General features: G+C 73.1%; 13 protein-coding genes. All 13 read right to left on the minus strand.

Annotated elements, in window-relative coordinates; translation table 11 throughout:
- Nucleotide 1 precedes the first annotated feature (1 nt).
- The 13 genes from ACIBQ1_RS28685 to ACIBQ1_RS28745 are packed head-to-tail and all read right to left on the minus strand — an operon-like array spanning nt 2 to nt 19,549.
- On the minus strand, nt 2-1,000 hold the full coding sequence (locus tag ACIBQ1_RS28685; RefSeq protein ID WP_397282317.1) for a class I SAM-dependent methyltransferase: 999 nt from the start codon (nt 998-1,000) through the stop codon (nt 2-4).
- Nucleotides 997-2,046, minus strand: a complete 1,050-nt coding sequence (locus ACIBQ1_RS28690; RefSeq protein ID WP_397282318.1) for a hypothetical protein — start codon at nt 2,044-2,046, stop codon at nt 997-999. The genes ACIBQ1_RS28685 and ACIBQ1_RS28690 overlap by 4 nt, the downstream gene beginning before the upstream one ends.
- Nucleotides 2,043-3,773, minus strand: coding sequence for an ABC transporter ATP-binding protein (locus ACIBQ1_RS28695; protein ID WP_397282319.1), 1,731 nt, complete (start codon nt 3,771-3,773; stop codon nt 2,043-2,045). Before ACIBQ1_RS28695 ends, ACIBQ1_RS28690 begins: the two co-directional genes overlap by 4 nt.
- Nucleotides 3,770-5,587 (minus strand): ABC transporter ATP-binding protein, encoded by a 1,818-nt coding sequence (locus ACIBQ1_RS28700; RefSeq protein ID WP_397282321.1) that lies wholly within the window; start codon nt 5,585-5,587, stop codon nt 3,770-3,772. The genes ACIBQ1_RS28695 and ACIBQ1_RS28700 overlap by 4 nt, the downstream gene beginning before the upstream one ends.
- On the minus strand, nt 5,584-10,971 hold the full coding sequence (locus ACIBQ1_RS28705) for an amino acid adenylation domain-containing protein (protein WP_397282322.1): 5,388 nt from the start codon (nt 10,969-10,971) through the stop codon (nt 5,584-5,586). The genes ACIBQ1_RS28700 and ACIBQ1_RS28705 overlap by 4 nt, the downstream gene beginning before the upstream one ends.
- Nucleotides 10,968-12,527, minus strand: coding sequence for an ABC transporter ATP-binding protein (locus ACIBQ1_RS28710; RefSeq protein WP_397282324.1), 1,560 nt, complete (start codon nt 12,525-12,527; stop codon nt 10,968-10,970). Before ACIBQ1_RS28710 ends, ACIBQ1_RS28705 begins: the two co-directional genes overlap by 4 nt.
- The gene (locus ACIBQ1_RS28715; protein ID WP_397282325.1) at nt 12,524-13,303 is read right to left on the minus strand and encodes an ABC transporter permease; all 780 of its coding nucleotides are present in this window, start codon (nt 13,301-13,303) and stop codon (nt 12,524-12,526) included. The genes ACIBQ1_RS28710 and ACIBQ1_RS28715 overlap by 4 nt, the downstream gene beginning before the upstream one ends.
- Nucleotides 13,300-14,244 (minus strand): ABC transporter permease, encoded by a 945-nt coding sequence (locus ACIBQ1_RS28720; protein ID WP_397282327.1) that lies wholly within the window; start codon nt 14,242-14,244, stop codon nt 13,300-13,302. Before ACIBQ1_RS28720 ends, ACIBQ1_RS28715 begins: the two co-directional genes overlap by 4 nt.
- The gene (locus ACIBQ1_RS28725; protein WP_397282329.1) at nt 14,241-15,785 is read right to left on the minus strand and encodes an ABC transporter substrate-binding protein; all 1,545 of its coding nucleotides are present in this window, start codon (nt 15,783-15,785) and stop codon (nt 14,241-14,243) included. The genes ACIBQ1_RS28720 and ACIBQ1_RS28725 overlap by 4 nt, the downstream gene beginning before the upstream one ends.
- A complete protein-coding gene (locus ACIBQ1_RS28730; RefSeq protein ID WP_397282331.1) occupies nt 15,785-16,477 on the minus strand; it encodes a VOC family protein in 693 nt (230 codons plus the stop codon). The genes ACIBQ1_RS28725 and ACIBQ1_RS28730 overlap by 1 nt, the downstream gene beginning before the upstream one ends.
- Nucleotides 16,474-17,541 (minus strand): Gfo/Idh/MocA family oxidoreductase, encoded by a 1,068-nt coding sequence (locus ACIBQ1_RS28735; protein WP_397282332.1) that lies wholly within the window; start codon nt 17,539-17,541, stop codon nt 16,474-16,476. The genes ACIBQ1_RS28730 and ACIBQ1_RS28735 overlap by 4 nt, the downstream gene beginning before the upstream one ends.
- On the minus strand, nt 17,538-18,863 hold the full coding sequence (locus ACIBQ1_RS28740; protein ID WP_397282335.1) for a salicylate synthase: 1,326 nt from the start codon (nt 18,861-18,863) through the stop codon (nt 17,538-17,540). The genes ACIBQ1_RS28735 and ACIBQ1_RS28740 overlap by 4 nt, the downstream gene beginning before the upstream one ends.
- Nucleotides 18,857-19,549 (minus strand): thioesterase II family protein, encoded by a 693-nt coding sequence (locus ACIBQ1_RS28745; RefSeq protein WP_397282337.1) that lies wholly within the window; start codon nt 19,547-19,549, stop codon nt 18,857-18,859. The genes ACIBQ1_RS28740 and ACIBQ1_RS28745 overlap by 7 nt, the downstream gene beginning before the upstream one ends.
- Between the last annotated feature and the right edge of the window lie 50 nt (nt 19,550-19,599).

Below are 19,599 nucleotides of genomic sequence, written 5' to 3' on the forward strand. Positions count from 1 at the left end.
TTCATCTGGCCACCGCGAGGAACAACCGCTGGCCTGCGGCGGCAAGCGGAGATCGGGGCTCTGGCAGGCTCAGACGCGGCTCGAACCCCGCGGCGGCCAGCGCAGCGTGCCAGGCGGGCTCGTCCAGGAAGGCGGGACCGGACAGCAGAAACTGCATCGAGGTGAGGACCGCCGGGCTCTCCCGCGTGGACTCGGTGAACACCAGCCGCCCGCCCGGTTCGAGCAGGCCCCGGATCCGGCTCAGCGTCCGGCCCACGTGCGTGGCGTTGTGCAGGACGTTGCCCGCCAGCACCACGTCGGCCGACCCCGGCTTGACGGTGAAGTCCTCGTTGAGATCGAGCAGCCCGCAGGTCACCAGGTCCCCGAAGCGTTCCGTGGCGGCCACCGTGAAGAGCCGTGATATGTCGGTGAACAGGTACTCGAAGGCCGTGCCGCGAAGAGCGCGCAGGACGGCGGCGGTGCACAGTCCTGAGCCGCCACCGAGCTCGATCACCCGCAGCGGCGCCGCCGCGCCCGCCGCCTGGCGCACCAGTTCCCCGGCGGCCGCGTTGAGATATCCGGTGAAGGCGTTGTCCTGGTACGCGGCCAGCGCCGCCAGCACATCACCGTCGGCGAACAGCAGTTCCTGCACGGAAACCTCATCACGCAGCAGTTGCGGCAGCCGGGCCAGCGCCGCCCGGTGGAAGCGCGCCATCCTCGGCGGAAATCCCAGCACCGCGTACGCCTCCTCGAAGCCCGCGGCGTCGTACCCGGGACCCGCCTCTGGTGCCTCGGCAAGCGCGGTCAACCAGCGGCCGATCAGCCAGGCGTGGCGCGGCGCGACACCGAGCCGGGCGACGATCTCCTCGCTCTCCGCGCTGCCCCGGAACCCGAGGAGGGCAGCCATCGCGCGCAGGCTGACCTCCTCCAGCCGTCGCAGCGCCACCGGCAACGCCTCCGGATCGCGGTCGGCGAGTGCCTCGATGCCTGCCGCGTGCGCGCGGTCCGCCTCCGCCGTCACAGCGCCCCCTCCTCTGCGAGAGCGGGGCCGTCGAGCGTGACCGGTTCCGCGACACCGGTGGCCGACAGGCGCTCGATGGTGGTCGCGGGGTCGAGCGCGTCGGCGGCGTAGTGGACGCCGGGCGGCGTCTCACCCCGGATGACGGCCCACGCCGCCAGGGCCGTGATCGCGCCGGTGAGCTCGCCGTTGCCGTGCCCCCGCAACACCACGGTGCGGGTGACCGGCGCGCCGCCCCTCAGGCCGTCGAGCTGCAGCAGGAGGATCACGTACGGCTCCCGCCCGGCGAGATCCAGCAGGCTGGCCCGGCACAGTGCCGCCACGGCCGCCGCCCGGTCCAGGGAGTGCACGCGGTCGAAGGCCGCGCGGATGTGGCTCCCGGACAGCACCGTGTACCACTCGCCCCTGTACAGCCTGAGCGCGTCGGCCAGCCGTGCGTTCTCCGTGCTGAGCGACGGGAGCAGCGTGATCTCGCCGGGGAAGAACGGCAGCGTCACGTCGGTCTGCCGGGTCAACGCTCCGGGGCGGCGGCCCTCTCGCCAGGCGGCGAGCGGCTCGCCGAGCCCGTCGGCGGCACCCTGCAGGTAGTCGTCGGCGGCCGTCACCGTGAAGCGGTCCAGCACACCGAGATGGGCCACCAGGCCGTGCACCTCGTCGAAGTCCCGCTGGGCCGCCCACCGGGGGAGCAGTCCGGTGAGCCCTGGCTGCAGACCGGCCGAGAGCACCGCGCCGCTCCCCGCCCACTCCCCCGGGTCGAGCAGCCCGTGCAGGACGTCGTCGCCCGCGGCGTCCACGTAGCGGGCGCCCGCGCGCAGAGCGGCCCTGGCCACGCGGTCCCCGACCAGGTGGGCGGGCCCCGCGCAGTTGACCACCATCCGGCAGCCCGCGGCGAACCGGTCGAGCGAGGCGTCATCCCGGAAGTCGACCGCCATGACGCCGTGACCGGCCGCCGTCCGCCCGCCCAGGCGCAGCGGGCCCGCGCCCAGCGTGGTGAGCGTCCTGACCGCGTGCCTGCCGACGTCGCCGGAGGCCCCCAGAACAGCGATCATGACACCAGCCGCCAGCCCTGGGAGCGGCGCCGTTCGGCCCAGAACCGGGTGTAGCGGCCCCCTGCCGCCAGGAGCTCCTCGTGCGTGCCCCGCTCCGCGATCCGCCCGCCGTCGAGCACGAGGATCTCGTCGGCGGCCACCACGGTGGGCAACTGGTGCGCGATGACCAGCAGCGTCGCCCGGTCCATCAGGCTCCGCAGCGCGTTGCGCACATACCGCTCGTTCTCCGGGTCCAGAGCCGCGGTGGCCTCGTCGAGCAGCACGATCGGCGCGTCCTTGAGCAGCGCCCTGGCCACCGAGACGCGCTGCCGCTCGCCGCCCGACAGTGACGCGCCGCCTTCGCCGACCCTGGTCCGCCGGCCCTCGGGGAGCCGGGCCACGATCTCGTCCACTCCCGCCAGCCGCGCCGCCTCGCGTACCTCCGCGTCGGTGGCCGCGGGCCGCCCGACCCGGATATTGCCCTCCAGAGTGTCGTCGAACAGGTACACGTCCTGCATGACCACCGACAGCTGCGCCATGAGCTCTTCCGTGGTCAGCTCCCGCACGTCGACGCCGCCCACGGCCACCGAGCCCGCGTTCACGTCGAAGAAGCGCATGATGAGCCGGGTGATCGTGGTCTTGCCCGACCCCGACGCGCCGACGATCGCGGTCATCGTACGCGGCCGTACGCGGAAGGAGACGTCGTGGAGCACCGGCCGGCCGGGCGCGTAGCCGAAGCTCACGCCGGACAGCTCGATCTCGCCGCGCCGGGTGACCGGCCGCGATCGGGACGGCTCGGCCAGCGGTCGCTCGTCGAAGATGGCGGCGAGCCGGTGCAGGTCGTTCGCGGCCATGCGCAGCATTCCTGACTGCCCGGCCAGCTCCGCCAGCGGTCCGGCGAACCGGGCCGCCAGCGCCAGCAGCGCCACGAGCGTCACGGGCTCGACGGCCCCGTCCAGCGCGAGCAGCACGCCGAGCGCGATCAGCGCGGCGAAGGCCAGCTGTACGGCGAGGCCGCTGGCCAGCAGGCGTGGCGCGCTCTGCCAGAGCATCCTGCCCCAGGCCCGCTTCTGGGTTTCGACGGCCTCGTCCAGCGGCTGGTACCCCTGGCTCGCGCGGCCGAAGGCCCGCAGCACCTGCTGGTTGGCGGCGAACTCCACCACGCGGTCGCTGGCGACCGTTCCGGCGGCATCGGTCAGCTGCTCGCCGCGGCCCACCCATGTGGCCGCCCAGCGGTGGACCAGATAGAGCAGCGGGCCGCACAGCAGCGTGGCCAGGCCCAGCCGCCAGTCGAAGAAGACCATCGCGACCGCGACGGTGGCGGGCGTCAGGATCCCACTAACCACCGGCGTCAGCATGTGCGCGGTCACCTGGGTGACCATCATCGTGCCGCCCGTGGCGCTGCGTGAGAGCCGGCCCACCCTCTCTGAGGAGAACCAGCCCAGCGGCAAGGAGGCGACGTGGTCGCCGAGCCGGTGGTGCAGGCTGGTGAGCGTGATGATGGCGAGCGCGAACCCCTTCATGGTCTGCACGTAGTGCGCCACGCAGGTGGCCGCCACCACGGCCAGCGTCGCCGCGACCCAGGCCACGGCCGTGCCGGTGGTGCCGGCCAGCATCGCCTCCAGCGCCGGGACGAGGAAGGCCATCGCGACGCCCTGGAGCACGGAGTAGGCGGCCAGCCAGGCCAGGTACACCTGGACCGAGCGCCGGTGCTCCGGCCCGAGGATCGTCATCAGGTCCCGGATCATCGTGCGCCCTCCTCAGCGTTGGAGTAGGCGTGCCACATGCGGGCGTAACGGCCGCCCGCGGCGACCAGCTCGTCATGGGTGCCGCGCTCGGCCACCATGCCGCCGTCGAGCAGCACGATCTGGTCGGCCCCGGTGATGCTGGCCAGCCGGTGGGCGATCACCAGCACCGTGCGGCCTCGGGCGACCGCCGACAGCGCGTCCTGGATCTCCGACTCCGACTCCGGGTCGGCGTAGGCGGTGGCCTCGTCCAGCACCAGCACGGGCGTGCCGGCCAGCAGGGCGCGGGCGATCGAGACGCGCTGGGCCTCGCCGCCCGAGAAGACCGCGTCGTCGCCGACCACCGAGTCGTAGCCGCGGGGCAGCTGGAGGATCCGCTCGTGGATCCGGGCCGCGGTGGCCGCGGCGATCATCTCCTCGTCGGTCGCGTCGGGCCGGCCGAGCCGCAGGTTGTCGGCGACGGTGCCACGCAGCAGCCGCACGTCCTGAAGGACGAAGCCGACCTTGCGGTACAGCACGTCCGGCGCGATCCGTCGCACGTCCACCCCGCCGAGGCGGACCGCTCCGGAGGTGACGTCGTAGAAGCGGGGAACCAGCTTGGCGAGCGTCGACTTGCCCGCGCCCGAGGCGCCGACGAGCGCGGTGACCGTGCCGGGGCGGCACTCCAGGCTCACGCCGGTCAGGGCGTTCGCCGGCGAGCCGTCGTAGCTGAACGAGACCTGGTCGAACTCGACGTGATGCCCTTGGGGTTCCTCCGGGTTCTCGGCGATCGGCAGGGTCGGGGTGCGCAGCAGCGCCGCGATCCGCGCGGCGGCGGCACCGGCCTTGCGCTGCGCCGTCACCGCCTGGTTGAGGGTCAGCAGGGTGGACGGGATGATCATGGCGACCAGCACCTCGGCCAGCGCTTCCATCGGGGTCACCCAGCCCTGCGCGGTGAACCAGATCCCGCCGGTCAGACTCACCAGGGCGACGACCGGGGCCGCGAGGGCCATCGAGGTGAGGGCTTCCAGGCGCAGGATGGGCCGCACCCAGCCCGCGTACAGCTCGCCGTACTCGCCGACCGCCCGGCTGTAGCTCTGGTGCGCGCGGTTGGCCTGCCCGAAAGCCTTCACCACGGCGATGCCGTGGACGAACTCCACGATCGCCGCGCTGACCCGGGTGAAACCGGCGTCCAGCTGGATCATCTTGTCGCCGAAGCCGCGCATCATCTTCGCGTACGCGACCAGGTAGACCGGCAGCGTCACCAGGGCCAGCAGGGCCAACCGCCAGTCGAGCCAGAGCAGGTAGGCCACCCCGCCGAGCGGGAGGACGATCGCACCGGTCAGCTCGACGTCGTGGTGCGCGGTCAGGTGATGGATGTCCTCGATGTCGTCCTGGGCCGCCTTGCGGACCATGCCGGAGGTCGTCTCGGAGTACCACCCGAGCGGCACCTTGCCCAGGTGCTCGACGATGCGGCGGCGAAGCAGCGCCTGGAGCCGGGCGTCGGCCACATGGGTCAGACAGAGCGCCAGGCCGTTGCAGGCCCAGCCGACCACGAGAGCCGCGGCGACCACGACCGCCACCTCCGCCACCTCCCCGCCCTCGACGGGGCCGGGACTGAGCAGGATCCGGCCGAGCTCGGCGATGCCCGCGAACGGGACGAGCGTGCTCAGCGCGCCCACGGCGGCCACCAGCACGCCCGACCTGGTCCACCAGCGCACCGGGCTACGCAGCTCGCGCAAGGAGTCCGCCTGCCCGCGCTGCTCGCTCCTGCTCTCCGCGGCCTCCGGCGGGTGCTCCGGCGCCGTCGCGTCCGCGCTGTCGGCGGTCACCGTCATGGGCGCGTTCTCCTCTCGATCAGTGGTGCTGCCAGGTGTCCGGCCACCCCGTCGAGCTGTGGCGGCTCGATGACGCTGAAGTGGTTGCCGGGAACGTCGATCACGGTGAACTCGCCGAGGCAGACCTCCTGCCAGAACGGCGCCGCGAGATGGCCGACGCCCGCCGTGATGCCGAACGACTGCTGCTCGGCGGCGCGCAGGAAGGTGATGTCACCGGCATAGGGCTCCGGGTCGAACCGCGCGGCCCGCATGCTGTGGCGGCAGACCCGGAACAGCGCGGGAACCAGCTCGGGCCCGACCGGAACCCCGGCCTGGCCTGCCGCCGCGGCGGCGTAGGCGGCCAGCCGCTCCTCCTGGGAGCGTTCGCCCTGCCTGCGCGCGGCGGCGGCCACCGCCTCCAGCCCGGGGTCGCCGGTGAGCGCGGCCATCGCGCCGGCCGGGACCTTGCGGTCGTGGCGGGTCATCAGCAGGTCGATCGCCCGGTAGACGTCCGCGCTGTCGACGTCCTCGCCGAAGACGGTGGCGACCGGGTCCAGGTTGAGGTTGGGGACGAAGATCGACTCGAAGGCCAGCTCCTCGTCGGTTTCGATGAACATCGGGATGCTGTCCACCAGAGTCAGGTCCTCGACGGTGGCGCCGCGTTCCAGCAGCCGCCTGGCCACCTCGGTGGCGAGCAGGCCGCCCAGGCAGTAGCCGATGAGCTGGAACCGGGTGTGCCCTTCGCCGAGCAGCCGCTGGGTGTAGTCGTCGGCGACCCGGCTGATGAGCTCCTTCGGCTCGATCGCGCAGTACTCCTCCGCGTCGGCGACGGCCACCCCCACCACGGGTCCGAGGTTCTGCTCCGCCAGCGCCCTGCCGAGCGACTGGAAGTAGTCCATCGTCCCGAGGGCAGCATGGAAGAGCACGCGGAGCGGCCCGCGACCACCGCCGCCGAACGGCACCAGCAGCGAGTTACCGGAGCTCGCGCGCCGGGTGACCTGCTCACCGAACGGGGCGGAGTCTCGCGGGCCGCCCCGGAGCGCGGCGGCCAGAGCGGCCACGGTCGGCTCGTTGAGCAGCTGCCGCAGGAGCGTGTCGTAGGCGAAGCCCGCAGCCTCGGGGACCTCCTCCCGCAGCCGCCCCGCCATCCGCGCCATGATGAGGGAGTCGGCACCGTGGTCGTAGAAACTGTCGAGCCGTCCGATGCCCGCAAGCCCGAGCGCCGCGGCCCACAGCCCGCACAACCGGCCTTCCAGGTCGTCGGGTGGGGAGGCGTCGCCGCCCTCCTGATCGCCGGCCGTGGCGGCGGGCCGCCATCCGGACAGGACCCGCCGATCCACCTTGCCGTTGCCGGTGAGCGGAAGCTCGTCCACCACCTGCAGGTGCGCGGGCACCATGTGCGGCGGCAGCCGCTCGGCCAGGAAGGCCGCGAGGTCCGGTACGGTCACCGGCCGCCGGTCCGTCTTGACCCGGGCGGCGAGCACGCTCATGCCCTGCGCGTGCTGCGGATGCCCGGCCTCGGGCAGGCACAGCTCGACCTGCCCCCCGACCGCCTCGATCAGGTCCAGCCATCGCCGACGGGGCAGCAGCGGGCTGCCGCCGTCCGGCCGTTCGCGCATCATGAAGCCCTGGGTGAGCAGGATGTGCGGATGGTCCGCCGTCGGTTCGGTGAACACCAGCCGGCCGCCGGGGGCGAGCAGTTCGACGGCGGCGGCCATCGCGGCCGCGGGGTCCTCGGTGCTGTTCAGCACTCCGGCGCAGAGCACCACGTCGAACGAGTTCGGCGCCAGGCCCTGCGCCCGGAAATCCTGGTCGAGATCGAAGAGCCCGAACCGCACCCCGGGATGCCCGCCGAGCTCCTCGCGGGCCTCAGGCAGGAAGAACGGCGTGAGATCGGTGAAGGAGTAGTCGACGTCGAACCCGGCGAGCATCGGTAGCACGGCCGCGCTGGTCGCCCCGGTGCCGGCGCCCACCTCGAGCACTCTCAGCGGGCCCTCGTGCCCGGCCGCGACGCGGTTCAGCAGCGCGGCCGCGGCGTGGTTGAGGTAGCGGGCGATGGCGTTGTCGCGGTAGACCGCTCGGGCCTGGTCCGTCCTGCCTTCGGGGAACAGCAGCTCGAACGGGTTCTGCTCGCCGTCCAGCAAGGCGTCCAGCCGCTCGACATGGGCCAGGTGGTACCGCACGAACTCGGGGGTGCACAACCCGGTGGCCTGCTGCTCCACTCGCTGCCACGCCTGCCGTACCGTCGCCGCGTCCACCTCGGCGGTCCTGGTGTAGCGGCCTCCGTCGGACACCAGCCAGCCCGTGGCCTCCAGCAGCGCGAGCCAGCGGCGGACCAGCCAGCGGTGCCGCTCGTGCACCCGCGCGATCCGCAGCACCTCGTCGGCGGTGTGCGCGTCCTGCCGCGTGCCGAAGGCGCCGCGCTCCACCAGCGCGTTGAGCATGGCCAGGTGGGCGGCCTCGTGCAGGGCTCGCACGTGCTCGGTCACCTGTGCGGCGGTGATCCCGGACACCTGCGCGTCGGCGAAACGGCGCACGGCCCGCTCGCCCCACTCGCCCTCCTCTCCCCTTGGCACGACCGCGCGGCGGGCCGGCTCGGCGAATCCGAGCAGCGCGCGTTCGCCGTCCACCACGGCCGCGGCGGCGCCCACCGCCGGGTGAGCGAGGAGGGCGGCCTCGATCTCGCCCAGCTCGATGCGGTGGCCGCGGATCTTGACCTGGTCGTCCTCGCGGCCGAGGAACTCGATCTCGCCTCCGGGCAGGTAGCGGCCCAGGTCGCCGGTGCGGTACAGCCGCCGGCCGTCCTCGGGATGCGGGAAGAAGCGCGCGGCGGTCAGTTCCTCGTCACCGAGGTAGCCGGTGGCCAGACCCGCTCCGGTGATGTAGAGCTCGCCGGTGACCCACACCGGGCAGTCGCGCATCGAGCCGTCCAGCACGCGGAATCCCTGGTTGGCCAGCGGCCTGCCGTACGGGATGCTCACCCACTCCGGGTCGACCCGTTCGATCGGGTGGTAGATGGACCAGATCGCGGCCTCGGTCGCGCCGCCCAGGCTCACCAGCGACAGCCCGCGGGTGTGCGCGGCGACCTGCGCGGGCAGCGTGGTCGGGATCCAGTCGCCGGACAGCAGCGCCAGCCGGAGCGAAGGAATGGGGACCGGCTCGGTGTCCAGGTAGTTCGTGAGCATCTGCAGCTGGGCGGGCACCGAGTTCCAGACCGTCACCTCGTGCTCGGCGACCAGGCGGGCCCAGTGCGACGGGTCGCCCGGCCGGGCCGCGTCCGGCAGCACGAGCGTGGCGCCGATCGCGAGCGGGCCGAAGATGTCATAGACGGACAGGTCGAAGCCGAGCTGCGCGAGCCCGAGCACTCGGTCGCCGGCGGTGATGGCGAAGCGGTGGTTGACGTCCTCGACGGTGTTCAGCGCGGCGCGATGGGTGATCACCACACCCTTGGGGTCGCCGGTCGAGCCCGAGGTGTAGATCACGTACGCGGGCGCGTCGGGATCGCCGGGCCCGGCCTCGGGAAACGCATCCAGCGGGACCAGCCGGTCGACGTCGATCACCACGCGCCCGGGATCATGGGTGGCGTCCAGCCATGACTGGGTGAGCACCAGGCGTACCCCGTTGAGGAGCTTCTCCCTGCGCAGGGGCGGTTGTGTGGTGTCGACCGGCAGGTAGACACCCCCGGCGAGCAGCGTCCCGAGGACCGCCTGCACCTGCTCGGAACCCTTGTCCATGACGATCGCGACCCGCTCGCCCGCGGCGCAGCCCGCCGCCCGCAGGGCCTCCGCGACGGCGCCGGCCCGCCGTACGAGCTCCCCGTACGTCAGCGTCCCCGCGGGTCCGGTGACCGCCGTCGCGCCTGGGGTGCGAGCCGCCTGTGCGAAGACCTCGGCGTGCAGCAGCGAGTCGGGAAGAGGCGCGGCCGTGGCGTTGGTGCGCTCGCGCTCCTCCACCTGCCAGGCGGGCAGCGGGACCGGGTCGCTGCTCTGCCAGGCCTTGTCCCCGTCGGCCAGCCTGCCCAGAAGCGACTCCATCGCCGCGAACATGTCCTCGACCAGGCCGTCAGGGAAGATCCCCTGGCGGACGTCCCAGTTGACCTCCAGCCAGCCCGCGCCGTCCGTCACCTGGCAGTCGATGAACACCTGGGGCGTCTGCGTGATGCCGACGCCGGTGCGTCGGGGGCCGAGCCCGATCCCGCTGGTGAACACCACCGGCATGAGCGCGGCCTCGCGGCCCCTGCGGCGCGCGAGCTCCCTGACGACCTCGACCCCGGAGTACAGCCGGTGATCGAGGTCGTCGAACAGCTGTCCGGCCAGGCTCCGGGCTCGCTCGGCGAACGGAACGCCTGTGCCGTCCTCGACGGCCAGCAGGCTCACGGAGGTGAAGTCGCCCACCAGCCGGTCCACCTGCGGGTGCAGGGGCGTCCGGTTGAGCAGGGTGAGGTTGAGGCTGAAACGGGGACGGCGGGCCCATCTCCGCAGCACGGCGGCGTAGGCGGCGAGCACCGCCGTGGAGGGGGTGACCTCATGTCGTTGTGCCCGCTCGCGCAGGCTCTCCCACCGCGTCGCGTCGAGCCGGGTGTGGTGGCGGCGGAATCGGGCCCGGCCTTCCTGCCGGACGCGCATGGGGAGATCGGGGGCGGCGGGCAGGTCGTCGACGCGTGCCTGCCAGTACTCGCGGTCGCGGTGATACCTGGGGGTCTCCCGCAGCCGGCGCTCCGCCAGGAGGTAGTCGCGAAAGGTGAGCTCCAGCGGCGGGAGCGCGGCCGCCGGGTCGGCGAGCAGCGTGTCGAGCTCGTCCAGGAGCACGCCCGCGCTGGCCCAGTCGGCGATCAGCGAGTCCATCGAGATGTGCAGGACGTCGGCGGTCACGCGCAGCTCGAACAGCGGCCAGGTGGTCGTCTCGTGGACGCGGTGCCCGAGCTCCTCACGCACCGACTCCACGTCGGCGCCCTCCGGCACCCGATAGCGCGGCACCTCCGGCAGCACGCGCTGGTAGCCGTCCGGCGAGACGACCGCGCGCAGCATGTCGTGCCGCGCGATCAGCGTGTTCCACGCCTGCTCCAGCCGGGCCCGGTCGAGCCCGGGATAGGTGATCTCCAGGTAGCCGTGGCAGGCCACGCCGCCGTGGCCGAAGGAGTCCTGCCTGCCGAGCAGGTAGGCGGTCTGCACGTCGGTGAGCGGGAACGGCTCCGCGCCGGCCGCAGGGTCGTGGGTGATGGTGACGGCGCCGCCGGAGAGCAGCTCCACGATCTCGGCCTTGTGCTCGCGCAGGGCCGCCCGGCGCTCCTCGGTCAGCACTCCACGAGGTGCCCGGAAGCGGATATTTCCGGACTCCTCCCAGAGATCGACCCCCAAAGTCCTCAACTCGGCGACGATTTCTATGGCACGTTCAGGGGCAGTCATACCAGAAGCTCCTCGGCTGGGTTCGATGAGCCGAACAGGCGCGTGACGAGCCGTTCCGGCTCCGCGTCCGCGGGCAGCAGGTCTGAGGTCGGGCCCGTGGTCAGTACCCGGCCCTTGGCCAGGACCAGCAGGCTGTCCGACGCGGTCGCGGCGACCGCGGGGTCGTGGACGATCAGGACGACGGCGAGCCCGAGCCGCGCCCGCAGGTCGCCGAGCAGGTCGAGGACGCCCGCCTGCGTCTCGGCGTCGAGCGCGGAGGTGACCTCGTCGCAGATCAGCACCTCGGGCTCGGCGGCGAGCGCCCTGGCGAGGGCCACCCGCTGCCGCTGGCCGCCGGACAGCTCGCCGGGGAGCCGCGTGGCCAGGGACGGCTCCAGGCGCACCGCCTCGAGGAGGCGGCTCACCTCCGCGTCCTGGGCGGCCCGCGCGGTGATGCCCCGCAACAGCCGCAGGGGGCGTACCAGCGCGGTCCTGACGTCCTGGCGGGGATGCAGCGCTTCCGCCGGGTTCTGCGCGACCAGGCCGATCGCGGCGCGCTGCGCCCTGGTGCGGGCGCGGACGTCGCGAGCGAGCGGGACGCCGTGCAGCGCCACGGTGCCATCGCCCGGCCGGTGCAGCCCGGCGAGGCAGCGCGCGAGGGTACTCTTGCCCACCCCTGACACCCCGAGCACGGCCAGGCACTCCCCGCGGCGAACCGTCAGATCCACCTCGGACAGGACCGTCCGCGAGCCGTGCCCGGCGGTGACCGCCCGCGCCTCCAGCACCGCCGCGCGCCCGGTCCAGGAATCACCGTCAGGCTCGGCCGGACTCTCCACGGGCGGCCGCGCCCGAGCCGCCCCCGCGCCCTCTCGTACGGCCGGGTCCTGCCCGGCAGGACGGTCGTCCACGATCCTGCCGTCGTCGACCACCACGATGCGGTCCACCTGAGAACGTACGGAGCCCAGGTCGTGACTGATCCAGAGCAGGGCGACCCCCTCCTCGCGCAAGCGCCGGATCTCCGCCAGCATCTCCGCCTTGGCCAGCAGGTCCAGGGCCGTGGTCGGCTCGTCCAGCACCAGCAGGCGAGGGGATCGGGCCAGCGCGGCGGCCACCACGACACGTTGCTGCTGTCCACCGGACAGCTGGTGCGGGTACCGGCGCGCGAACTCCGGATCACCCGGCAGCGCGACCCGTTCCAGCAGCCGCCGGACGGTGGCGACCCGCTCCCGGCGAGGGACGCGCCGTCCGGTCGCCGTGAGCAGGGCCGAGGCCACCGTCGCGTACGGGTTCAGCGCCGCACCCGGGTCCTGACCCACGTAGCCGATCGTGCCGCCGCGAACGCCGGGCGGCGGGTGCGGGAACATCTCCCGCCCGTCCACCGACACCCGTCCGCCCGCGTGCCGGATCCCCGGGCGCAGATGCCCCAGCACGGCCAGTGCCATCGTCGTCTTGCCCGATCCCGACGGGCCGACGACCGCGACCGCCTCGCCCTCGCCGAGCGTAAGATCGACCGCGTCCACGACGGTGCGCTCGCCCGCGCACAGCCGCAGCCCAGCCAGTTCCACCAGCGGGCTCATGTCAACATCCCCCTGGATTTGCGGCTCATGGCATCCGCGGCGAGGTTGGCGGCGACCGCGATGGCCGCGATCCCGAGCACCGGCACCAGCAGCGCCCAGGGCTGCAGCGTGGCGCCGGGAAGCGCCTCCACGATCAGCAGGCCCCAGTCCGAACTGGATGCGCTCAGCCCGAGGAATCCTGCCGCGGCTACCAGATAGACCGCGGTGACGAAGCGGATGCCCAGATCGGCCAGGAGCGTCCCGGCCACCAGAGGAAGCACCTCACGGCCGAGCAGCCAGCCCCAGCCCTCGCCACGGGCGATGGCGGCCTCGAGATGGGCCCGCCCGACCACCTGCTCCGCTGCGGCCCGCGCGACCCGGGCCGACAGCGGCGCGCTGGACAGCACGACCGCCAGGACCAGTCCGGCCCGGTTCGGCAGGGCGGTGAGGACGAGCAGCAGCACCAGGATCGGCGGCACGGCGGCCAACGCGTCGAGGGGCCGCATGATCACGGCCTGTCGCCGGCGCCCGCCGAGCGCCGTGAACAGCCCGGCGAGCGCGCCCAGCCCTGCTCCGGCGAGTGCGGAGATCAGGCTGGTCAGCAGCAGCGGGCGACCGCCGTGCAACATCCGCGAGAGCACGTCCCTGCCGAGCTGGTCGGTCCCCAGCGGCCCGCCGGCTCCCGGCGGTGAGTACGGCGGGCCCACCGGCGCGGTCGCCGAGTGCGGCGCCACTTCGGGGCCCACGAGGATCACCAACAGCACCACGCCCGTGAGCGCCCAACCCACCGACCTCATGTCCCCACCGCCGTCCGCAGGCGCGGCGTCAGCAGCACCACACCCAGATCGGCCAGGGCCAGAGCGCCCAGCATCGCCGCGCCCAGTATCAGCACCAGCGCCTGCACCACCGGCAGGTCTCCCGACTGCACCGAGGCCACCAGCAGCTCCCCGATCCCCGGATAGCCGAAGACCTTCTCCACCAGCACGGCTCCGCCGGCGAAGGCGACCGCGGTGACCAGCCACACCTGCACGGCCACCGGCAGGACCGCCGGGATCACCGCCCGCCGCAACACCGTCGCGCCCGAGGCCCCGCTCAGCCGGAGGAACTCGACATGCGCTCCGGTCAGGGTCGCCGCAGCCGACGCCCTGATCAACCGGACCGCATAGCCAAGACCCACGAGCAGCAGGCTGAGCACGGGCAGCACCAGCACCTGAGGATGGGCCAGCGGGCTCGCGCCCACGGGGAGCAGCGACACCGCCGGTAGTACGCGCAAAGTGACCGCGAACACGAGCACCAGCGCGCCCGCCACCACGAACTCGGGCAGCGACACCAGCAAGAGAGCGCCCGCCGACACCGCCACGTCGGCCGCCTTCCCGCGGCGCCCAGCGGCCCACAACCCGAGGACCAGCGACAGCGGCGCGAGCAGCGCGGAGGCAAGGCCGGCCAGCAGCGCGGAGTTGCCGACCCGGTCCGACATCATCTCAGCCACCGGCCGTCCCGAGGCCGACACTCCGAGGTCCCCGCGGGCCAGCCCGGCGACCCACTCGGCGTAGCGGATGAGCACCGGCCGGTCGAGCCCCAGGTGGTGGCGGAGCTCGGCGATCCGCTCGGCGGAGGCGATGGGCCCGAGCCTGCCGCTGACCGGATCGCCGGGCAGCACGTCCACGCCGACGTAGACGAGGAACGACAGCAAGGCCAGCAGGCCGAGGCTGGTCAGAAGCCGACGCGCGAGGTTCACGCCAGCCCTGCCTTGCCCAGGTAGGGGTATTTCGGCTGGTCCCTGACCTCGATGCCGCCGACGTTGGTCCTGGCCAGGCTCAGTACGTCGGCCTGGCCCCATACGATCGTGTTGCCCTGCTCCGCCATGATGTCCTGCAGCTTGGTCCACGCCTGGGCCCGCTGCGCCTCGTCGGTGGCGCCGATGCCCATGCCGAGCGCGGCCTTGAACTCCTTGCCCGGCATGGCGAGCGCAGGGATCGCGCTGAGCCTGGCGTACATGACGGCCGGCGGCACCGGGCCCGAGGTGAACGCCACGCCGTTGGCCTCGGCCAGCGCCTTGGGCTCGTAGAACTCCGCCGGGCTGACGATCTGCGGGCGCATGTCGAGCCCGATCTCCTTCAGCTGCTCCGCCAGCACCTGGGTGGAGGCGTTGTAGCCGATCTCCCACTCGGCGGAGCGAATCGTGATCCGCGCCCCCTCCGCCCCTGCTTCGCGCAGCAGCCGCCGCGCCTGGTCCAGGTCGCGGGCGGGAGCAGCGCGGTCGCTGAAGTACTTCGCCCCGGCGCACAGCAGGTCGTTGCCCGGTGCGCCGTAGCCGAGCAGGACGGCCGCCACCAGTGCCTGCCGGTCGACGGCGAGCCGCACGGCCTTGCGTACCCTGGGGTCGTCGAACGGCTTGCGCGACGTGTTGAGCACGAACCCGAAGGCGGTACGCGCTGTCTCCCCGGCGGTTCTGACCTCCAGCCCCGCGGGCACGCCGGTCTTGGCCGTGGTGAACGGGATGTCCCCGGCGTAGTCGGCCTGCCCGGTGGCCACGGCGTTCACCTTGGCCTGCGGGTCGGCCAGACCGATCAGCACGAGCTCGTCCATCGGGGCGGCGCCGCTCCAGTGCCCGTCGAACCGGGCCAGCCGGGCCTCGCGCCCGGGCTCGAACGCGGTCACCCGGTAAGGGCCGGTGCCGATCGCCTTGCCCGCCGTGAACGCGGTGGCTCCGTTCTTCACCATCTTGCCGGGGAACGCCGCCAGGAACAGGGCCGGGTCGCCGACCGGCTGGAGCGTGGGGACCTCCAGGGTGCGCGCGTCCCGCACCCGGACGGCTTTGACGTCCAGGTATGCCGACAGCTGGCTGGGGAAGGCTCGGTCGGGCGAGCTCATGTACCGCAGGCTGTAGGCCACGTCGTCGGCGGTGAACGGGGAGCCGTCGTGCCAGCGCACGTCGGGGCGGAGCCGTACCACGAACGAGCGGGCGTCGGCGGCGGACTCGGCGGCGGTCGCCAGCGCGGGCACCACCTCTCCCGCGCGCAGGATGAACAGCGAGTCGTAGATGACGTCGTTGCGGATGTAGTCGATCGGGGCGCCGCCGCCGAACGGGTCCAGGCTCTCCGCGGCCCCGCCCCCGGTGAAGACCGCGCGCAGCGTTCCGCCCCGTCGGGGCGTCGCCGTGCCGGCGTCACGAACGGGAGCCGCAGTGGAGCCGGCAGTGCCGCAAGCGCCGAGCAGCAGCGACGCGCCGAGCGCCGTGCCCGCCGTCCTGAGCAGGTCGCGGCGATTGATCGGCATCAGATCCTCCGAGAGGCAGGTCGTAGGAGCGCGCCATGCAGGAGCGCGGGGTTCAGGTCGCCGGTCAGCCCGGACAGCTCGATCGCGGTGATCCGGGTGAGGTCGGCGGTCGTGGCGGTGAAGACGGGGTCGCCGCCGGCGATCAGGTCGAACGCCGGCCGGTCCGCCGGGCTGACATCCATGAGGACGCCGCTCAGCCCGATGGCGCCGTTGGGGTGGGCGACCTCTGCCGGGTGTTGCGGCGGGTCGTACGGCGTGACGAGGAACGGGAGCCGGTCGTTGCGCGGATAGGTGAACTGGAAGCGCGTCTGGGCGCCGTTGGGGCGGGTGCGCGTCCACTTGACCGCCCTGCCGGTCGCGATCCCGGCCTGCCGCAGGCGGTGCGAGGGCACGGCCAGGTCGTGCTCGTCGGTGACGACCGCCACGTCGCACAAGCCTTCGGGAGCCCGCGCCCAGCGAGCCATCCGGGTGCCCGAACCGCGGCCGAATGCCAGGTCGATCGGCCATCTGAGCAGCTCTGCCTTCGGCGGCGTGGTGAGGAGCTCGATGATCGGCCCCTTGGCGAACCAGATGTGCGCGTGCCGGGCCTTGGCCTCAGCGGAGGCGTAGTCGACGACGAAGCCGAGCTCGCGGAAGTCCTTGACCGCCTCGTGCAGGTCGCTCACCTTGAGCAGGACGTGACTGCAGTTCAAACCTCTCCTACCTTCGTGGTCAGCTCCTCGATCGGGATGGCTTGGGGTTCCGGCGGATCGATCAGCTCGGGCAGGCCGATCCGCGAGGTGAGGTCGCGCCAGGCCAGGGACACTCCGAGCGCCCACTGCCCGCTTCTCGCGCGGCGGGCGGGGTCGGCGATGTCGCGGCGGAGGCTGTGCAGGCTTCGCGCGACCGCGTCCGGCCAGAGGGTGGCGAACACGTCGCGGTGCGTGCCTGGCGGGTCGCCCAGCATGACGGTGCTGGGCATCGCCGAGCCCGTCATGATCAACCGGCCGGTCCGGTCACGCGGGGCGTGCAGGCGAGGGCTCCACAACACCGGGCCGTGAGTGTCGGCGAGCGCGAGCACGCCCGCCTCGCCGCCGGTGGTGATCCGGTGCAGCAGGTGGGAGTGGTTGTCCGGGTCGTCGGGATGCACCTGGTTCTGCACGCGCAGGGTGACCGGGAGCCCACCGATCTCGGCGTGCAAACTCTGGAACGGGCCGGAGCCCTTGGCGACGTCGCCGAACCGCCACGGCCGCAACGTGCCGGCCAGCCGACCCAGGATGTCGAGCAGCGGATAGGCGACCTGGCTGTTGCAGGCGGCGTCGGCGAACTCCAGCCGCAACGCCCGCGCGGCGGCCAGGAACTGCCGGACGGGCCGCAGCCTCGGATACAGCGTGTTCACGGCGTACGCCGCGCCGCCCGCCCGGGCCGCCCGCAGGCAGTCCGCGATCTCCTCGGCGTGCACGGGATGCTCCTGCAACACGTGGATGCCGCGGCGCAGGAAGTCCTGGGCCAGCATCGACCCCGGGCCGCCGAGCGCTCCCGAGCTCACGACCACGCAGGCGAGGTGCACGTCGCCGGGCACCTCGTCCACGGAGGTGAAGAGCGGGACATCGTGGCGCGCCGCGCACTCGCGCGAGAAGTCGCCGCCCCGCGCGAGGATCCCGGCCAGGGAGAAGGCCGGGTCGGACAGTACGGCGTCCAGGTAGATCCGGCCGAAGGCGGTCCCCGCCACCACCACGCGCAGCCGATCGTCGTGTCCATTGGTTCGCTCGCTCACGACGCCGCCACCCGGGCGCGTGAGACCAGGAAGCGGGAGACGCTCCGCAGCTTCTCGACGGTCTCCTCAAGCTCGCGGTCAGGATGCGACTGGGCGACGATCCCGGCGCCCGCCTGCAACCAGGTGCGGCCACCCCGGCGGAACACGCTGCGCAGCACCAGCGCCGCGTCGATCGTGCCGTCGGCGTCGACCGTGAGGACGGCGCCGCCGTAGAGGCCACGGTCACCCGATTCGGCGCGGCGGATCACCGCACAGGCCGCGTCCTTGGGGATGCCCGAGGCCGTCACGGCGGGGAACAGCTCCGCCAGCGCGTCCCATCCGGAGCGTCCATCGGTCAGCCGGCCGCCCACCTCGGAGGCCAGGTGCTGCACGCTGCCGCGCTCCTTCACGGACATGAACTCGGCCACCCGCACCGTGCTCGGCAGGCACACCCGCTCCAGCTCGGCCATGGCCAGCCGGACCGAGATGGCGTGCTCGTAGACCTCCTTGGCGTCGTGGTACAGCTCGTTTCGGCGCGCCAGGTCATCGGCCGGGTCGCCGCCCAGGGCCCGCGTCCCCGCCAGCGGCTGCGTGGTGACCGCGCCGTCCGCGTCGATGCGCGCGACCACCTCGGGGCTGAACCCCGCGGCCTCCCAGCCGCCCAGCCGCAGGAGAAAGGATCGCGCCGGATCGTTGCCCCGTCGCCCCGCCACGTACGTGGCGGGAAAGTCGATCTCCTCCGCCAGCGGGACCACCCGCGAAAGGATGACCTTGTCCAGCCCCCCGGCCGCGATGTCGGCGACGGCCGAGGCGACGGCGGCCCGGTAGGCGTCGCCACCGCGAATGTCCACCGAAACCCTGTCCTCGGCCACGGGGGCACGGCCGGCGGCGACGGCCCCGGTCAGGCGATCGTGAAGAGCGTCCAGCTCGGCCTCGTCGCCGGCGCGCAGCAGCGCTGTGCCGTGCTCGATGCGGATCTCGCGTCGTGGCACGGCGAGATAGGCGAGCGGTGTGCGCTCCTGGGACGGCTCCAGCCCGTGGAGCGCGTGGCTGAGCTCGAAGCTGGCCCATCCGTAGGCCCGCCAGCGAGCCCCCGCGAGACTCCGGAGCGCCTGACCCGCGGCCTGCAGCGGCGACCCGCGCAGCTCGCGCCGCTCGCCATCGACGGCCAGCCTCGCCCCTGACCCGTGAACGGTCACGGTGGCGAGCTCTCCCTCGGCCCAGCAGAGCCTGCCCTGGCCCTCGTACACCACGTACGGCTCCGGCGATCCGGCCGCCAGCGCCGCGACCGTGGCCAGCGCGTCGGCTTCGACGGGAACCCGGCGCTCGGCCCAGCTCACCATGCCGTTCCCTCCAGGATCGCGAGCACGGCATCCTCCTCTTTCAGCAGGTAGAAGTGGCCGCCGGGCAGCAGGCGCAAGGAGAACGCCGCGGTGGTGTGCGCCGCCCACTGGCGGGCCTGCTCCGCGTTCACCTCGGTGTCCCCGGTGCCGATCACTGCGGTCAGCGGGCAGCTCGGCTCCGGGCCCGGGCGGCGCCGGTAGGTCTCGGCGAGCCGGAAGTCGGCGCGGATCGCCGGCAGGTAGACCGATCGTGCCTCCGGCTGCCGGAGCAAGGTGCTGTCGGTGCCGCCGAGCCGTACGAGCTCGTCGACCATCTCCGCGTCGGGCCACCGGTGCACGTCTCCTCCCGGCGGGTCGGACGGCGCGCGGCGTCCCGACACCACCAGATGGGCCGGACGCACGCCATACGCGGCCTCAAGCGTCCTGGCCACCTCGTAGGCGACGATCGCGCCCAGGCTGTGCCCGAACAGCACGAGCGGTCGGTCGTCCAGCGGGGCCAGCGCGGCGGCTATCGCGTCGGAGAGCTCGCCCAGATCGGCCGTGCACGGCTCGGTGATGCGGTCCTCCCTGCCCGGGTACTGGACGGCGAGCACCTCGAGACCGGCGGGGGCATTCGCCGCCCACGAGAGGTAGAAACCGGCGGTTCCGCCGGCGTGCGGGAGGCAGACGACGCGCGCCCGGGACACCACCTTTCGGGTTCGGCACCGCAACCACAGATCAGTCACGCGACTCCTCA

The organism is Nonomuraea sp. NPDC050153 (genome assembly GCF_044460125.1).
Taxonomy (GTDB): Bacteria; Actinomycetota; Actinomycetes; order Streptosporangiales; family Streptosporangiaceae; genus Nonomuraea.